General features: G+C 61.0%; 18 protein-coding genes. 7 read left to right on the top strand and 11 right to left on the bottom strand.

Going from position 1 to position 15,929, the window contains the following annotated elements; genetic code table 11:
- Nucleotides 1-72 precede the first annotated feature (72 nt).
- Together AC09SL_RS00975 and AC09SL_RS00970 are read left to right on the top strand one after the other, a co-directional pair.
- Nucleotides 73-459: a hypothetical protein gene (locus tag AC09SL_RS00975; protein WP_058542427.1), complete on the top strand. Its 387-nt coding sequence runs from the start codon at nucleotides 73-75 to the stop codon at nucleotides 457-459.
- 2 nt (nucleotides 460-461) lie between these two features.
- Nucleotides 462-944 (top strand): GreA/GreB family elongation factor, encoded by a 483-nt coding sequence (locus tag AC09SL_RS00970; protein WP_003199378.1) that lies wholly within the window; start codon nucleotides 462-464, stop codon nucleotides 942-944.
- Between the two features lie 7 nt (nucleotides 945-951).
- Here AC09SL_RS00970 and cysB read toward each other — a convergent pair whose 3' ends face one another.
- The 4 genes from cysB to AC09SL_RS00950 form a co-directional block, all read right to left on the bottom strand.
- Nucleotides 952-1,926, bottom strand: a complete 975-nt coding sequence (gene cysB, locus AC09SL_RS00965) for an HTH-type transcriptional regulator CysB (protein WP_003199376.1) — start codon at nucleotides 1,924-1,926, stop codon at nucleotides 952-954.
- 109 nt (nucleotides 1,927-2,035) lie between these two features.
- A complete protein-coding gene (locus tag AC09SL_RS00960) occupies nucleotides 2,036-2,536 on the bottom strand; it encodes a universal stress protein (RefSeq protein ID WP_058542426.1) in 501 nt (166 codons plus the stop codon).
- A 96-nt stretch (nucleotides 2,537-2,632) separates the two neighbouring features.
- Complete coding sequence (locus AC09SL_RS00955) at nucleotides 2,633-3,538, bottom strand: 5'-nucleotidase (protein ID WP_003199368.1); 906 nt, start codon at nucleotides 3,536-3,538, stop codon at nucleotides 2,633-2,635.
- 22 nt (nucleotides 3,539-3,560) lie between these two features.
- Complete coding sequence (locus tag AC09SL_RS00950; RefSeq protein ID WP_058542425.1) at nucleotides 3,561-4,514, bottom strand: putative 2-dehydropantoate 2-reductase; 954 nt, start codon at nucleotides 4,512-4,514, stop codon at nucleotides 3,561-3,563.
- A gap of 268 nt (nucleotides 4,515-4,782) precedes the next feature.
- On the opposite strand from AC09SL_RS00950, the gene AC09SL_RS00945 reads away from it, so the two are divergent.
- Nucleotides 4,783-5,859, top strand: coding sequence for a 3-deoxy-7-phosphoheptulonate synthase (locus AC09SL_RS00945; RefSeq protein ID WP_058542424.1), 1,077 nt, complete (start codon nucleotides 4,783-4,785; stop codon nucleotides 5,857-5,859).
- A 174-nt stretch (nucleotides 5,860-6,033) separates the two neighbouring features.
- On the opposite strand, the gene AC09SL_RS00940 is transcribed toward AC09SL_RS00945, so the two are convergent.
- Nucleotides 6,034-6,315 (bottom strand): GNAT family N-acetyltransferase, encoded by a 282-nt coding sequence (locus tag AC09SL_RS00940; protein ID WP_053120470.1) that lies wholly within the window; start codon nucleotides 6,313-6,315, stop codon nucleotides 6,034-6,036.
- Between the two features lie 637 nt (nucleotides 6,316-6,952).
- Between AC09SL_RS00940 and oprI the strand changes: the two genes are divergently transcribed.
- Entirely contained in the window at nucleotides 6,953-7,204 is a 252-nt protein-coding gene (gene oprI, locus AC09SL_RS00935; protein WP_003183784.1) for an outer membrane lipoprotei OprI, read from the top strand.
- A gap of 140 nt (nucleotides 7,205-7,344) precedes the next feature.
- On the opposite strand, the gene AC09SL_RS00930 is transcribed toward oprI, so the two are convergent.
- The 3 genes from AC09SL_RS00930 to AC09SL_RS00920 all read right to left on the bottom strand — a co-directional run bounded on the left by AC09SL_RS00930 (nucleotide 7,345) and on the right by AC09SL_RS00920 (nucleotide 9,443).
- Nucleotides 7,345-8,316 carry a L,D-transpeptidase family protein gene (locus AC09SL_RS00930; protein ID WP_058543661.1) on the bottom strand — a complete coding sequence of 324 codons (972 nt, stop codon included), beginning with the start codon at nucleotides 8,314-8,316 and terminating at the stop codon, nucleotides 7,345-7,347.
- Between the two features lie 171 nt (nucleotides 8,317-8,487).
- A complete protein-coding gene (locus AC09SL_RS00925; protein WP_003199347.1) occupies nucleotides 8,488-8,781 on the bottom strand; it encodes a hypothetical protein in 294 nt (97 codons plus the stop codon).
- Nucleotides 8,782-8,837: 56 nt separating this feature from the next.
- Nucleotides 8,838-9,443, bottom strand: coding sequence for an arylesterase (locus AC09SL_RS00920; RefSeq protein WP_058543662.1), 606 nt, complete (start codon nucleotides 9,441-9,443; stop codon nucleotides 8,838-8,840).
- A gap of 10 nt (nucleotides 9,444-9,453) precedes the next feature.
- On the opposite strand from AC09SL_RS00920, the gene AC09SL_RS00915 reads away from it, so the two are divergent.
- The 3 genes from AC09SL_RS00915 to greB are packed head-to-tail and all read left to right on the top strand — an operon-like array spanning nucleotide 9,454 to nucleotide 13,173.
- The gene (locus AC09SL_RS00915; protein WP_058543663.1) at nucleotides 9,454-10,137 is read left to right on the top strand and encodes an ABC transporter ATP-binding protein; all 684 of its coding nucleotides are present in this window, start codon (nucleotides 9,454-9,456) and stop codon (nucleotides 10,135-10,137) included.
- Nucleotides 10,137-12,641: an ABC transporter permease gene (locus AC09SL_RS00910; protein WP_058543664.1), complete on the top strand. Its 2,505-nt coding sequence runs from the start codon at nucleotides 10,137-10,139 to the stop codon at nucleotides 12,639-12,641. The genes AC09SL_RS00915 and AC09SL_RS00910 overlap by 1 nt, the downstream gene beginning before the upstream one ends.
- A gap of 34 nt (nucleotides 12,642-12,675) precedes the next feature.
- Nucleotides 12,676-13,173, top strand: a complete 498-nt coding sequence (gene greB, locus AC09SL_RS00905) for a transcription elongation factor GreB (RefSeq protein WP_003199337.1) — start codon at nucleotides 12,676-12,678, stop codon at nucleotides 13,171-13,173.
- A gap of 8 nt (nucleotides 13,174-13,181) precedes the next feature.
- On the opposite strand, the gene AC09SL_RS00900 is transcribed toward greB, so the two are convergent.
- The 3 genes from AC09SL_RS00900 to AC09SL_RS00890 all read right to left on the bottom strand — a co-directional run bounded on the left by AC09SL_RS00900 (nucleotide 13,182) and on the right by AC09SL_RS00890 (nucleotide 15,894).
- Nucleotides 13,182-13,490, bottom strand: coding sequence for a hypothetical protein (locus AC09SL_RS00900; protein ID WP_058543665.1), 309 nt, complete (start codon nucleotides 13,488-13,490; stop codon nucleotides 13,182-13,184).
- A 447-nt stretch (nucleotides 13,491-13,937) separates the two neighbouring features.
- Nucleotides 13,938-14,372: a DoxX family protein gene (locus tag AC09SL_RS00895; protein ID WP_018603042.1), complete on the bottom strand. Its 435-nt coding sequence runs from the start codon at nucleotides 14,370-14,372 to the stop codon at nucleotides 13,938-13,940.
- Between the two features lie 100 nt (nucleotides 14,373-14,472).
- The gene (locus AC09SL_RS00890; protein ID WP_058543666.1) at nucleotides 14,473-15,894 is read right to left on the bottom strand and encodes an MltF family protein; all 1,422 of its coding nucleotides are present in this window, start codon (nucleotides 15,892-15,894) and stop codon (nucleotides 14,473-14,475) included.
- Nucleotides 15,895-15,929 lie beyond the last annotated feature (35 nt).

The following is a 15,929-nucleotide window of genomic DNA, read 5'->3' as shown; positions in this document are numbered from 1 at the left end:
GCAGAAGAGCCGACGGCGATTAATCTTCATGCGACAATCACCGCCTGTCCATGACTCTGCCAGGAAGCAGCCATGCCCGATCACTCGACACCCTCGCGCCTTACAGCTTTGCAATTGACCTTCAGCATTGCCCTGGGCCTGTGGCTGGGGTTTCTCGCCATCGTGTTGACGGGCTGGCTGCTGTCCAGATTCCTGTTCAACGAACAACTGGCACCGGTGGCCGCCGCCGTCCATCAACTGGCGCAACCGCCGGCAGTGCAACCGGCCCCGGAGCCGCCTACGCCGATGTTCGAGCAATACCAGCAGAACCTGCAAAGGAACGAGCAGCGCCAGGCGCTCGATCAGGCCCGCAACAATCCGCGCAACCTGTCCAACCCCAAGTGCCAGTTCTGGCTGCAACAGGACCAGAATGCGCCCAGTGAAAAAAGCCGCGCCAACGTTCTGCAATTCTGCGAATGATCATGAATAAACAGACCGTCCACCAGTTGATTCTCGACAAGCTCAAGATTGATCTCGACATCGCCGAACGCGCCGCGCAAACCGCCTACGAAACCGCGACCCACGAAGAAAACATCGCCGAGAACAAGTACGACACCCTGGGCCTGGAGGCGTCCTACCTCGCCGCCGGACAAGCCAGGCGCGTGGAAGAAATCCGCCAGGCCCTGACCCTCTGCCAGAACCTGACACTAAGGCCTTACGACGAGCAGCGCGGTATCCAGGTCGGCACCTTGATCGGGCTGGAAGATGAGGACGGTCGCCAGCAATGGCTTTTCCTGGGGCCGGATGCGGCGGGCTTGAAGGTCTCGCTGGTGGGCCAGCCGATCACTGTCATCACCCCTCGCTCACCGTTGGGCCGCGGCCTGTTGGGCAAGTTCGAAGGGGATGAAGTGGAGATCGTGGTAGCGGGCGCCCGGCAACAGTTCGCTGTCACCGAGGCGATCTAGAAGGGCTTTAGTGCACCGGTAGTTCGACGCCGTCGAACAACTCTTCGAGTTCTTGCTTGTTGTGGCATTGGATGGCCTTGGCCATGACTTCGCGGGTCAGGTGCGGTGCAAATTTCTCGATGAAATCGCACATGAAGCCGCGCAGGAATGTGCCACGACGGAAGCCGATCTTGGTCACGCTGGATTCGAACAGCTCGCTGGCATCCAGTACCACCAGGTCGCTGTCGAGCTTGGTATCGACGGCCATCTTCGCGACGATGCCCACGCCCAGGCCCAGGCGAACGTAAGTCTTGATCACGTCGGCGTCGGCGGCGGTGAACACCACTTTCGGCGTCAGGCCACGATGGCTGAAGGCTTCGTCAAGTTTGGAACGACCGGTGAAACCGAATACGTAGGTCACGATCGGGTATTCGGCCAGGGCTTCGAGGGTCAGCTTCGGCAGCTTGGTCAACGGGTGGCCCTGGGGCACGACCACGCAGCGGTTCCAGCGATAGCACGGCATCATCACCAGGTCCCCGAACAATTCCAGGGCCTCGGTGGCAATGGCGAAATCCACCGTGCCGTCGGCCGCCATCTCGGCGATCTGCATCGGCGAGCCTTGGTGCATGTGCAGCGCCACGTCGGGGTACTGCTTGATGAAATTGCTGATCACCGGCGGCAGCGCATAGCGGGCCTGGGTGTGCGTGGTGGCGATCGACAGGGTGCCTTTTTTCTCGTTGGAGAACTCCTGGGCGATCTGCTTGATGCTTTCGACCTTGCGCAAGATCTCGCCAGCGGTGGTGATGATACGCTCGCCGGCCGGGGTCACGCGGGTCAGGTGCTTGCCGCTGCGGGCGAAGACTTCAACGCCCAGTTCATCTTCCAACAGGCGGATCTGCTTGCTGATACCAGGTTGCGACGTGTAGAGGCTTTGGGCAGTAGCGGAAACGTTGAGGTCGTGGTGCGCCACTTCCCAGATGTAGCGCAGTTGTTGAAGCTTCATATGTATCCCTCAAAGCAGTTGGACGCCACGGGCATCAGCGACGGTATATAACTATATGAAAGGTTTTGACAATATATCTAGAACTTTTTATAAAAGCCACCATTTAGCCTCAAGCCTCTCCCTGGCGTCGGCGCTGTACCAGCGGCACCAGGTAGACCGGCACCCGGGATAACTGCAATACCCGTGCAGCGGTCCTGCCCAAGGGAGTTTCACCGCTTGCCCCTTGGCAATGACTGCCTACGATCAGCAAGTCGACAGAGAGTTTCGCAGCCTGCTCCAGGATGACCTGGGAAGGATCGCCCTGGTACACCCTGACCGACTTGATCAGTTGCAAATCCTGCTGCCCCTCTCCCAATTCCTCGCGGAAACTGTCGAGCACTCGCTGTTCGATATTGGCCATCACCGTATTCAGACCTTGACGATGAAATTCGTTCAGCGCCTGCTCGTCGAGATAGCTTTGCAACACCGACTCGGCGAACAGCCCCATCGGTTCTACCGCATGCACCACATACAACTCGGCTTCAAACGTCCGTGCTAACGCCAAGGCATGCTGCATCACATAAGGGGCGTACAGGCCCAGGTCTGTGGCGTACAGCATCGAACGAATCATGTGACCTCCTCGCGTGCCAAAATGGCGGAGATTGATTCAGCTTAGCAGCGCCTTGGAGACTGCGACGTGCGGCTTGACGTCCCGGACCTGAGGCAGTCAGGGCTTCATTTCGTTACTGATACCGTGGGGCACATGTCCGGTGGCGACCACCTCTCGGGCCAGTTCGCAATGGCCGGTCTGGTCATCGAAAAAAACATCGGCGGCGAACGCTTCGAGGAAGGCCGATTTGGTCAGGCCGCCCAGGAACAACGATTCGTCCAGGCGAATATCCCACTCACGCAAGGTCCGGATGACCCGCTCATGGGCCGGTGCCGAACGGGCCGTCACCAGCGCCGTACGAATGGGGCAGGCGTCTTCGGGAAACTCGCGCTGCAGTGCATTGAGCGCCGCCAGGAACCCCTTGAACGGCCCGCCTCGCAACGGCTCGCGGGCGGCCTGTCGTTCGCTGGCCTGGAAGGCTTCCAACCCATCGGCCTGATAGACGCGCTCCGATTCATCGGAAAACAGCACGGCATCGCCGTCGAAGGCAATGCGCAGTTCCTCGCTGGCCGCGCGACTGGCACCGCCCGACAGGATGGTCGCGGCGGCAAAGCCGGCGTCCAGGGCGCTGCGCACGTCTTCAGCGTGGGTAGACAAAAAGAGATCGCAACCGAACGCCTTGAGGTACGGGTAGGGACTGCGGCCGCCCACGAAGGCGGCGCGCGAGATCGCCAGCCCATAATGATGAATCGAGTTGAACACTCGAAGACCGGTGTCAGCACTGTTGCGCGAGACCAGGATCACCTCGACCCGGGCACGACCCAGGTGCTCGTTGAGGTTCAGCAGCTTTTGCACCAGGGCGAACGCATCACCGGGGGCAAGGACTTCGTCTTCATGCTCGATCTGGTATTGCCGGTAGGCTTCGACGCCACTCGACAGGTACACCTTGTGACTTTCCCTCAGGTCGAACAGCGCCCGCGACGAAATCGCCAGCACCAGTTTATCGTCGATGTTGTTTGCCATACCGCTCCCCCCTTTCGCCTGCTCAGCGGTTATATCGGTCCACGAACGCCAACGCCTGGTACAAGGCTTCGATTTTCGGCAGCTCACACCCCGCCGCTTTCGCCGCCGCCAATGGCCGGCCGTAGATCGCGTCCAGCTCCAGCGCACGCTTGTGGGAATAATCGTGGTACATGCTGGGCCAGTAGTCGGGCATCTTCTCGGTCATCGTGAACAGATACTCGGCATAACCCGGCGCGATGTGATGCCCGCAGGCTTGCGCACCGCGGACCACCTCCTCCATCAGTGCCCGGATCAATTCGCGGCTATGGTCGTTGGCCATCAACGGCGTGGTACTGGCGCCCAACAGAACCGAAAGACCGTTGTACGGCACATTCCACACCAACTTCTGCCAACGGGCCTGTTGCAGGCCAGGCATGGCCTGGGCGTCGATAGCGGCGCTGCGGAACAACGTCGCCGCCTCTTCGACGATTTCCATGCGTTGTGCATGATCGGCGCAAGGACCACTGTGGTAACCGATGTTGACCGCGCCGAGGGCCTGGTGGGCAATGACACCAGGGCCGACGCGATGCACGCAGATCAGGCACAGCCCCCCTAACAGGTGCAACGAATCGGGCAGCAAAGGTCGAAGATCGTCTTCGACATCCAGGCCGTTCTGCAGCAGCAGGATTTTCGCACCGTCAGCGGCAGCCTGGATAATGGCCGGGGCCAGTTCGGCATTGCTGGTGGTCTTGGCGCCGACCAGCAGCCAGTCGCAGGGTGGCATGTCAGCCGCCGAGCGATACGCCTGGACGGGGTTGAGGGCCAGCGCACCGTGAACCGCACTGTCGATTCGCAAGCCGGCTTCGGCCACGGCAGCAAACTCGCTGCGCAGTAGAAAGTGCACGTCAAAACCGGCATGCGCCAGCATCACGCCGTAGAACCCACCGATCGCCCCGGTGCCGATCATCCCGATCCGCGGTTTAACGCCTGCCTGCATCTTTGCAACTCCTCTGGTAAACGGCCCCTGCACACTATCAGCGCGAGCGCCATGGCATGCAATCTTCATTACATCTGTTCACGAATCTGCTGTAGAGCCATCTCCAAGGCCTTTTCCCCAGTCTATAGGGCATTAAACCCATACCAGCCCATTGTCGAGCCACCTCGTAACGCGCTAAGGTTCGGCTCCCCGACGCGCTTAAAATCCGCTGTGCACCGCCGCGCGGGGATCGCTGGCGGCCGGCACCCGTGACCTGACGAGTAACACGATGGCTGATTTACCGATCAACGACCTTAACGTCGCCTCCAACGAGACCCTCATCACGCCTGACCAGCTCAAGCGCGATATCCCCCTGAGCGACGCTGCCCTGCGCACCGTGACCAAGGGCCGCGAAGTCATCCGCAACATCCTGGACGGCACCGATCATCGCCTGTTCGTGGTCATCGGGCCCTGCTCGATCCATGACATCAAGGCCGCCCACGAGTACGCCGAGCGCCTGAAAGTGTTGGCCGCGGAAGTGTCCGACACCCTGTACCTGGTCATGCGGGTGTATTTCGAGAAGCCGCGGACCACCGTCGGCTGGAAAGGCCTGATCAACGATCCGTACCTGGACGACTCCTTCAAGATCCAGGACGGCTTGCACATCGGTCGCCAGTTGCTGCTGGACCTGGCAGAAATGGGCCTGCCCACCGCGACCGAAGCCCTGGACCCGATCTCGCCGCAATACCTGCAGGACCTGATCAGCTGGTCGGCCATCGGCGCGCGCACCACCGAATCCCAGACCCACCGCGAAATGGCCTCCGGCCTGTCGTCGGCAGTGGGCTTCAAGAACGGCACCGACGGTGGCCTCACCGTGGCGATCAACGCCTTGCAATCGGTCTCCAGCCCGCACCGTTTCCTGGGCATCAACCAGGAAGGTGGCGTGTCGATCGTCACCACCAAGGGCAACGCCTACGGTCACGTGGTGTTGCGCGGTGGCAACGGCAAGCCGAACTACGATTCGGTCAGCGTCGCGCTGTGTGAACAGGCGCTGAACAAAGCAAAGATCAAGCCGAACATCATGGTCGACTGCAGCCACGCCAACTCCAACAAGGACCCAGCGCTGCAACCGCTGGTGATGGAGAACGTGGCCAACCAGATCCTGGAAGGCAACCAGTCGATTATCGGCCTGATGGTCGAAAGTCACTTGAATTGGGGCTGCCAGGCGATCCCGAAAGACCTCGCCGACTTGAAGTACGGTGTCTCCATCACCGATGCCTGCATCGACTGGAGCGCGACCGAGAATACGCTGCGCAGCATGCATGCCAAGCTCAAGGATGTATTGCCGAAGCGGCAGCGCGGTTAAAAAAGATCGCAGCCTCGTTGCACTCGACAGCTCCTACACAGCTCCTACGCGGTTCCTACATATATTTGGAGCGGGGATGTAGGAGCTGGCGAAGCCTGCGATCTTTTGCTCTGCTCAAAGCATAAAAAAACGCCGGACTGAAAAGTCCGGCGTTTTTATTGGGAATCCGTTTTCTCAGAGTTTCGCCGCGTGCCGCTGGTGGCGCTCCATGTAACGCTCCACGTAGGAGCAGGACGGGATCACCGTGTAGCCCATTTCTTCGGCGTACTGCAGCGCCCGTTCGGTCAACGCCGCCGCGATGCCCCGGCCGCGCAAGGCGTTGGGCACGAAGGTGCGATAGATATCCAGGGTCTGCTTGCCCAGGTCCATATAGGTCAGATAGGCACGATGACCGTCCACATTGGTCTCGAACTGATGACCAGCCTGGTCATGGTGGATGGTAACCGCCTCGCTCATCACTACTCCTCGCGGGTCTGAATGCCGACCCCTACCTTACCGATGTTTTTCCGGCGAAGGAACATCTACGCCACCCCGTGCCTTCCTGGTCACCGAGCGCCAAAACCGATCCGCTCAAACCCGAGCACGTCGTGAATAGTAGGCACCAATGACGTAAATGCTCAAGGCACGCCTGTCATCGAAGGGGGTAAACCTCCTCGGGTTTATCGATTGAGCGCCATCGTCGCGCTGCAATCGGTCACGGTGCAATAGCTGAACATCGCCAGTTGTTGAGTCTTGAGACGAGCGCGCGTAGTTAAAGTCACCGCCAATACCAATAAAAGATGCCTGGGGCGTTGCACAAAAAATGTACAAAAGTGTAGGCGAATCAATAAACAACGACGTTAGCGAGGGCTGCCGGAGTTCTCTGTCACTACGGAACTTTTTGTCGTTGACGCGCTCCAGCCAAGGGCTTTGGGCTGTATATTTTTTAAACACCCCTCGGAAAAGTTGCCCGAAAAAGAATCACCGCCTAGAATTTTTTTGCTTCTTGCGCTACGTCAGTTTACTTACTACAAGTAATGGGTAGTATGTACGCCGGCTAACTCCTCAGTCTGGGGAGAGAGTCACTAATAGAATGTCCTTGAAGGGGAACACGATGAACAACGTTCTGAAATTCTCTGCTCTGGCCCTGGCCGCAGTTCTGGCTACCGGTTGCAGCAGCGCATCGAAAGAAACCGAAGCACGTCTGACTGCTACCGAAGACGCAGCAGCTCGCTCCCAAGCTCGTGCAGACGAAGCTTACCGTAAAGCTGATGAAGCTCTGGCTGCTGCTCAAAAAGCACAACAGACTGCTGACGAAGCTAACGAGCGTGCTCTGCGCATGCTGGAAAAAGCTAGCCGCAAGTAATAATCCTTCGGGATTGTTATCGAGCCGACCCATTTTTGGGTCGGCTTTTTTTTGGATTCGAGAGCTATTGCCCAGTGTTTTCCCAGGCAATAAAAAACCCGCCGACATCGCGAAACGTCGACGGGTTGTAGTCGCGTCGTTTACTGCTGCAAGTCGATCGGCGCGCTCATGACCATCGACGCCGAGGTATTCGGAACAGCGATTTCCACCGGCATGCCATCTTCGGCCGCCACCACGTCCCGCACCTCGTCCCAGTTCATGCGCAGGTTGCTGGTGATGTCTTCACGCTTGAGCATCGTGTTGATCACTGCGGTGTGCTTGTCCACCACCGACGGGTTGCCATTGTCGTCCAACGGTGTATGAGCTTCCAGATACACCTTGCCACCGCTCACGCCAAGCTTGTAGGGGTCGTTGATGATCCGCACCGATGTACCCACCGGCACCATGCCGGCCATTTCCAGTACGTTGTTGTTGAACATCCGGAAGCAACCGTGGCTGGTCCGCATGCCGATGCCGAACTTCTTGTTCGAACCATGGATCAGGTAGCCCGGGGTGCCCAGGGTGAACTTGAAAGGACCCAGCGGGTTATCCGGGCCGGCGGGCACGACATTGGGCAGCGGGTCGCCGTCGGCGGCGTGTTCGGCCTTGATCGATGCCGGCGGGGTCCAGGTCGGGTTCGGCGTCTTGGCGACGATGCTGGTGTGGGCGATCGGCGATCCCCAGCCCTCACGCCCGATCCCCAGCGGGAAGGTGTAGACCACGTTCCGCCCCTTGGGGAAATAGTAGAGACGGTACTCGGCAAGGTTGATCACGATACCTTCGCGCGGGCCCGGCGGCAGGATGAAGCGAGTCGGCAGCACGATCTCGGTGCCGGCGCCCGGCAACCAGGGATCGACCCCCGGGTTGGCGGCGACCATCTCGTTGTAGCCCAGGTCATGGGTGGTGCCCAGGTCGGCGAAGGTGTCTTCGTACTTGGCCTTGATAACCTGCACCTGGCCAACGATGTCTTCCCCCGGCGGCGGCAGAGGCAGCTCCAGTGCGGCAACGGGGCCCGCCATACACAGGGCGGCAAGAGACAGGCAGCGGGCGACGGCAGGCAAGCGCGGCAACATCCGGGAAATCCTTCGCAGATCGAACAGGGTTATTAAAACGGCGATTGTACACTGCCCCTTGTTATTTCGGGGAGAGCGGTACAGAGGCGTCCGATGCGCTGCATTGTTTCAGGCATTCACATATGGATGGTTCGACACAAACCCTGTGGGAGATGTCGGGAATCTGAGGGATTACAGCTCGAACCGCAGCTCCGGCCAGATTGGCGAGGTGCCGCGTTTCTGGGACTCCAGGATCGCCCGGCACAACGAGCACAGGCGATGATCCTGGAAAATCTTGCGATCGACGCTTGACCAGCGCGGTTGGGCCGGCAGCAGGCTGCCACAGAGGGTGCGGTCGGCCGAGCCACCGAGTTCCAACTGCCGGGTCACCAGGTGCACCCGCACTTCCTGGCAGGCGAACAGATCCAACTGCTCGTCAGGCTCGATCAGTTGGTAGGCAAACAGGGACCAGGCGGGACGCGGCATCGGGGGCTCCAAATCGGGGGCGCCACATTAGCCGAAAGCCCGCCTGTAGAAAAGCGTCAAAGCAGCGGTTTGAGCGTCGGCCAGACATTTTCCAGCAACTTGCCCTGGGCCGCGACGGACGGGTGCAATCCGTCGCCCTGCATCATGGTCGGGACACCACCGACGTCCTTGAGGAAAAACGGCACCAGCGGGACCTTTTTCTCCTCGGCCAGGGTGCTGTAGACCCGGGTAAAGGCCTCGGTGTAGCGCCGTCCGTAATTGGGCGGCAGTTGCATGCCCAGCAAAAGCACCTGGGCGCCGCTGGCGCGGGCGCTGTCGATCATCGCTGCAAGGTTTTGTTGCAATTGTGTTGGCGGCTGTCCGCGCAAGCCATCGTTGCCGCCCAGCTCGAGGATTACCAGGTCCGGCTTATGGGCTGCAAGCAGCGCCGGCAGCCGCGCCTGACCTCCGGCACTGGTGTCGCCACTGATGGAAGCATTGACCACTTTATCGTCAAAACCCTCGGCCTTGAGCCGTTGTTCGAGCAACGACACCCACCCTTGCCGGGTATCCAGGCCGAAAGCCGCGCTGATACTATCGCCAACGATCAGGACTGTACCCGCCGCTGCGTTCTGGGCCATGCACATAAAGGCCAGGCCGGCACTCAAAAACCACACACGCATCGGATTCTCCATGGGCTCAAGCATTCTCACCGCGACGGACCTTAGCAAAGTGGTCTCCAGCGCGGAAGGTGAACTGACCATCCTGCACGAACTCAGCCTGGAACTGAACAAAGGCGATAGCCTGGCCATCGTCGGTGCGTCCGGTTCCGGCAAATCCACCCTCCTGGGCCTGCTGGCCGGCCTCGACCTGCCCAGCAGCGGCGAGGTGACGCTCGCCGGCCAGGCCCTCAGCACACTGGATGAAGACCAGCGTGCGCGGATCCGCGCCGAGCATGTCGGTTTCGTCTTCCAGTCGTTCCAGTTGCTCGACAGCCTCAATGCACTGGAAAACGTCATGCTGCCGCTGGAACTGGACGGGCGCAAGGATGCCCGCGAACGCGCCACGCAATTGTTGGAGCGCGTCGGCCTGGGCCAGCGCCTGACTCACTCGCCGCGCCAGCTCTCCGGCGGCGAACAGCAACGCGTGGCGATTGCCCGCGCCTTTGCCGCCGAACCCGACGTGCTGTTTGCCGACGAACCCACCGGCAACCTCGACAGCCACACCGGCGAGCGCATCAGCGACCTGCTGTTCGAATTGAACAAGGAACGCGGCACGACCCTGGTGCTGGTGACCCATGATGAACGCCTGGCCCATCGCTGCCGGCGCCTGATCCGACTTGAAGCCGGCGAGATGGTCGCCCCTCTGGAGCCTTGATGGCACGCTTGCCGCTGTTGCGCCTTTTCAGTCTCGCTGTCCGTCAATTGCTTCGCGATGCCCGCGCCGGTGAGTTGCGGGTGTTGTTCTTCGCCCTGCTGGTGGCGGTGGCGGCAAGTACGGCCATCGGTTACTTCGGTGCCCGTCTCAACGGCGCGATGATGATGCGCGCTACCGAGTTCCTCGGTGCCGACCTGCTGCTCGAAGGCAGCTCCCCCGCCCGCCCGGAGCAGATCCGCAGCGGCACCGAACTGGGCCTGGTACATGCTCGGGTGGTGGAGTTCTCCAGCGTCGTGGCCACCGACAATGGCATCCAACTGTCCAGCGTCAAGGCGGCCGATGACAGCTACCCATTGCGCGGCGAGCTGAAAAGCACCCCAACCCCGTTCGCCCCGGAAGAAATCGGCGGACGTCCGAACCCTGGCGAGGCCTGGGTCGAAGCACGGCTGCTGACGGCACTGGACCTGAAGATCGGCGACAGCATCGACGTCGGCAACCAGACCTTGCGCCTGAGCCGCGTGCTGACTTATGAGCCCGATCGCGCCGGCAACTTCTACAGCCTCACCCCGCGGGTGCTGATCAACCTCAAGGACCTGGAGGCCACCGGCGTGGTCCAGCCGGGCAGCCGTGTCAGCTATCGCGACCTGTGGCGTGGCCCGGCACCGGCGCTGCAAACCTACCGCGACCTGGTCAAGCCTGGCCTTGAAGCCAACCAGCGCCTGCAGGATGCCCGCGACGGCAACCGGCAGATCGGTGGCGCCCTGGGCAAGGCCGAACGCTACCTGAACATGGCCAGCCTGGTGGCAGTGTTGCTGTCCGGTGTCGCCGTCGCGCTCTCGGCCAACCGCTTTGCCACCCGACGTTTCGATGCCAGCGCGCTGCTGCGCTGCCTGGGCCTGTCACGTCGGGAAACCATGATGCTGTTCAGCCTGCAATTGACGGTGCTGGGCCTGCTCGCCAGCATCAGTGGCGCCCTGCTCGGCTGGATCGCCCAACTGGGCCTGTTCGCCCTGCTGCATGACCTGCTGCCCAGCACCGTTCCGCCGGGTGGCCTGCTGCCAGCGATCGCCGGGATCGGCACCGGGCTGGTGGCCCTGGCGGGGTTCGCCCTGCCGCCACTGGCTGCACTGGGTCGGGTACCGCCATTGCGCGTGCTGCGCCGGGACATGCTGCCGATCCCCTCCAGCTCCTGGGTGATCTACGGTGCCGCGCTGGGCGCCCTGGGCCTGATCATGTGGCGCCTGAGCCTGGACCTGGTCCTCACTTTCGCCCTGCTGGGCGGTGGCGTCGTGGCCGCCCTGGTGCTTGGCGGCCTGTTGTTGCTGCTGCTCCAGAGCCTGCGTCGACTGCTGGCCCGCGCCTCCCTGCCCTGGCGGCTGGGCCTGGGCCAATTGCTGCGTCATCCCTTGGCGGCGGCCGGACAGGCCCTGGCGTTCGGCCTGATCCTGTTGTCCATGGCGCTGATCGCGCTATTACGTGGTGAATTGCTGGACACCTGGCAAAACCAGTTGCCCAAAAACGCCCCGAACTATTTCGCCCTGAACATCCTGCCCAACGACAAGCAGGCCTTCACCGACAAGCTGCTGGCACTGTCGGCGCAATCGGCCCCGCTCTACCCCGTGGTGCCCGGGCGCCTCATCAGCATCAATGGCGAACCGGCCACAGAGTTCGTCACCAAGGACTCGGCGGGTGACCGGGCGCTGCAACGTGACCTGAGCCTGACCTGGGCCGCGGACCTGCCGGCGGGCAATATCGTCACCGCAGGGACCTGGTGGCCGCAGCAGCCACCGGATGATATCCCCGGGGTCTCGGTGGAAGGCAAAGTGGCCGAGAACCTCAAGATCAAGCTGGGCGATCGCCTGGTGTTCAGCGTGGGCGGCGTCAACCGTGAAGCGAAGGTCACCAGCCTGCGGGAGATCAACTGGGACAATTTCCAGCCCAACTTCTTCATGATTTTCCAGCCCGGCACCTTGAAGGATCTGCCGGCCACTTATCTCACCAGTTTCTACCTGGCATCGGGGCACGACCAACAGATCGTCGACCTGTCCCGGGCCTTTCCGGCGGTGACGATCCTGCAAGTCGAGGCCCTGCTCGAGCAACTGCGCAGCATCCTGGCCCAGGTGACCCTGGCGGTGGAGTATGTGTTGCTGTTCGTGCTGGCTGCGGGGATGGCGGTGTTGTTTTCCGGCCTGCAGGCAACCCTCGACGAGCGCATTCGCCAAGGCGCGCTATTGCGCGCACTGGGTGCCGAACGGCCCCTGCTGGTCAAGGCCCGGCGCATCGAGTTCGGCCTGCTGGGCGCGGTCAGTGGCCTGCTCGCGGCCCTGGGGTCGGAGCTGGTGAGCCTGGTGCTTTACAGGTACGCCTTCGACCTGCCCTGGCATCCGCATCCATGGCTGCTGGCATTGCCACTGCTGGGGGCCTTGTTGATCGGTACGGCCGGTGTGTTTGGCACCCGTCGAGCGCTCAATGCCAGCCCGCTGACAGTATTGCGCGAGGGTTGATAGACTCCCGGCTTCGCTATTACAAGAAGTCGCCATGAGCCGTTATCGCCCACCCCGCACCGCCGGCACCGCGCTGATCACCCCCGAGGGTGAAGCGCGGATGCGCGCTGAATTCCATGAGCTGTGGCATGTGCGCCGTCCCCAGGTGACCCAGGCGGTCAGCGAGGCGGCGGCCCAGGGTGATCGTTCGGAAAACGCCGAATACACCTACGGCAAGAAAATGCTCCGGGAAATCGACAGTCGCGTGCGTTTCCTTACCAAGCGCCTCGAGGCGCTTAAAGTGGTCAGTGAAAAACCCAGCGATCCGAACAAGGTATACTTCGGTGCCTGGGTGACGGTCGAAGATGAGGATGGCAAGGAGTCACGCTATCGCATCGTCGGCCCGGACGAGCTGGACCTGAAGCAGAACCTGATCAGTATCGACTCACCGTTGGCACGAGCCCTGATCGGCAAGGCCCTGGACGCCGAAGTCAGCGTCCAGACGCCTACCGGCGAGAAACGGGTCTACATCGTGGACATCGCGTATCCATAATCCGTGCCTCAGCGGCGCGTGATCAATCCCTGCCGGGCGACACGGGTCAACTGCCGGATCATTTCAGGAGCGTCCGCCCCGCTGGGGGACTGGATGACGGCCAGGTCGAAACTGTCATTGGCGAAACGCGCCAGTGACTCGCAGTCTTCGACAAACTGGATCAGGAAAGCAGCGGGCCCATGATTGCGACGCGGCCAGCCGTCGAGATAGCGCAAGAGCGTTGGCTGGTGGGCCCCGCCCAGGAGAATTTTCGGATTACGTTGGACAAGGTTCGCCGTGATCGGCGCAAGACGTACTAGGGGGCTGGGTGCGTTCATCGTGTCGTGTCTCTGCCTCAAAAGTCTGCATGGCAGGTGAGAGGCAACACCGAACCAGCGCTTTAGCGGTATTTCGAAGCCTTGTCTTCGGCTTCTATCGGCGACTGGATTGAGTCACCTGGCGCCCCGCAAGTAGCTGTTTAAATCGGCGCATGAGCGGCATCCTAGAGAAGCTGACTGGGCAGTGTCAAGAATCACTCCCCATAAAAAGGCCCGTACAAGACGGTAATGCTGTTTTCTGATTATCTGTTCCGAGAGGCGTGGGTTGGTGTGTATATCCGTTGCCGCAGCAACGGATATACACACGATCCATCCGGAAAAAGGCGAGTAGATTTTTCCAAAAAAAACCTCAAAAAAAACGGCGCTTCCCATTTCTGAAAGAAGCGCCGTTTTTCCTAAGTGAACAGCATTACGTACAAGACGGGCCTCGAATTCAAAATCGAGCAATCAACCCGCAATGGCGCGATCGACCGACAGCTTGCCCGCCCCCTCGATCAGCACGGCAATACTGCCCGCCAGCAACGCCAAGGCAAACTCATAACCGTTGTTGGCCATGAACAAGCCGTTACCGATGTGCACGGAGAAAATCGCCACCAGCGACAGGAAGGCCAGGCCCAGTGCCGCAGGACGCGCCAACAAGCCGATGATCAGCGCCAGCCCGGCGAAAAACTCCGTACCGCCCGCCAGTGTCGCCATCACGTAGCCCGGGGTCAGGCCGATGCTTTCCATCCACTGTGCCGTGCCTGCCAGGCCGTAGCCACCAAACAGGCCGAAGAGTTTCTGCGAGCCGTGGGCGGCGAAAATAATGCCGACTACAATGCGCAGGACCGTCAGGCCGTAGCCGGCGCGGGTAAACAAGACTTTATTGATCAACGAGCTCATGCGGGTTCATCCCAAGGTGTGTGGTTGTTGGTCGCTATATTAATCAAAAAAACTTGTACCAAAAGCGCAAAAAATGCGAGATACAAATCGAAATTATCGATTATTTTCGCTCGGCGACCTTCTGACTTCCAGGCTCCAGCGACTCTCGTTCACGATCAAAGGCCAAGTAATACTTATTGACACTATTAACGTAGCTGACCGCGCCCATTCCCACCTGCTCCATGGCAATGCGCTCGACCTGGAAAAACCATTGGTTGGGGTTCAGTCCTCGCCGCCGGGCCTCGGCTCGCATGCCCTGGACGCGTTCGGGGCCCATGTTGTAGGCGGCCAGGACGAAGGCCATGCGCTCGCGCTCGTTGAGCTTGGGGCTGGCAAAGAATTTTCGACGGATAAGGGCCAGGTACTTGGCGCCGGCCTGCACATTGGCATCCAGGTTCTGGATGTTAGCGACCCCGACCCGCTGAGCCGCCGCCGGGGTGATCTGCATCAGGCCGGTAGGACCTGCACCGCTGCGGGCGTTGGGTTGCAGGGCTGATTCCTTGAAAGCCAGCGCCGCCAGGTTGAGCCAGTCCATGCCTTGGGCATCGGCATGTTTTTGCAGCACCGGACGCAGTTTCTCAAGGCGTTGGCGATTGGCCCGGGCCAACGGATAATGGACCCGGTACAAACGCCGATAGATGCGCAGGAATGCCGCGTCCTGGTTGGAAGGCACTTTGTAGGTCACCAGGAATCGGTCGATGCTCGCCCGCAACATGGCGGCATCACGACGAACGAACCAATACTCGTCACCCGGCTCGCCGATCTGCACCTGACGGTCCAAGCGCAACTTGGGCAGGATCTTGCCCCAGCGCTCGGCGATGGGCTGTTCGACGATGGTCAAATGAAAAATCCCGCCCTGGACCATTTCCAGGACATCCTCCACAGCCAGGGTGGGATCGACCCATTCGACCTTCACCGGCGGCAGCTTGAGCAGCGCCAGTTTCTGGTTGATCTGGCTCACGGCGTCCCCCGCCGCGCTGCCGCTGGGCAAGGCCAGGGTCTTGCCGGAAAGTTGCTCCACGCGCGTGTAGCGCTTCTCGCCCTTGATACCCACCAGCAGCAACGGCACGTCGGTACGAACCGGATCGCTGGCGCTGACCGCATGGCCGGCCTGGGGGTCGAGCAACTCACCCGGCGCCACGAGGTCGCCTTCCCCGCGCTGCAAGGCGCCGAGCAGTTGGTCCTTGGCCATGGGAATGATTTTGAGGGTGATTTCCTGGCCATCCCGGGCGTGGCCGTTGAGGTATTGCTCGAAGGCTCGCAGCCGATGGTATTCGACGCCAATGGGCTGGCCCTGAACTTCACCGGAGCTGTTGCGGCTCTGGTTGACCAAAACCTTCAACACGCGACTGCTGCGGATTTGCGCCAGGTCGCGCACCGTGACCGGCGCCACCGTCTGCACGGGCCCAGGCAGCCGCGCCTCGGCCGGCATTGGCAACAACAGCGAACAACACAACAGTAGTAATACCTGGGGACGTGTCATCCACTCTCCGGAAGCAATACTGTGGACCGCCCCCC

This window comes from Pseudomonas sp. PF05, from assembly GCF_056521845.1.
The sequence above is the reverse complement of the archived record's forward strand: the minus strand, read 5'-3'. Positions and strand labels throughout refer to the sequence as shown.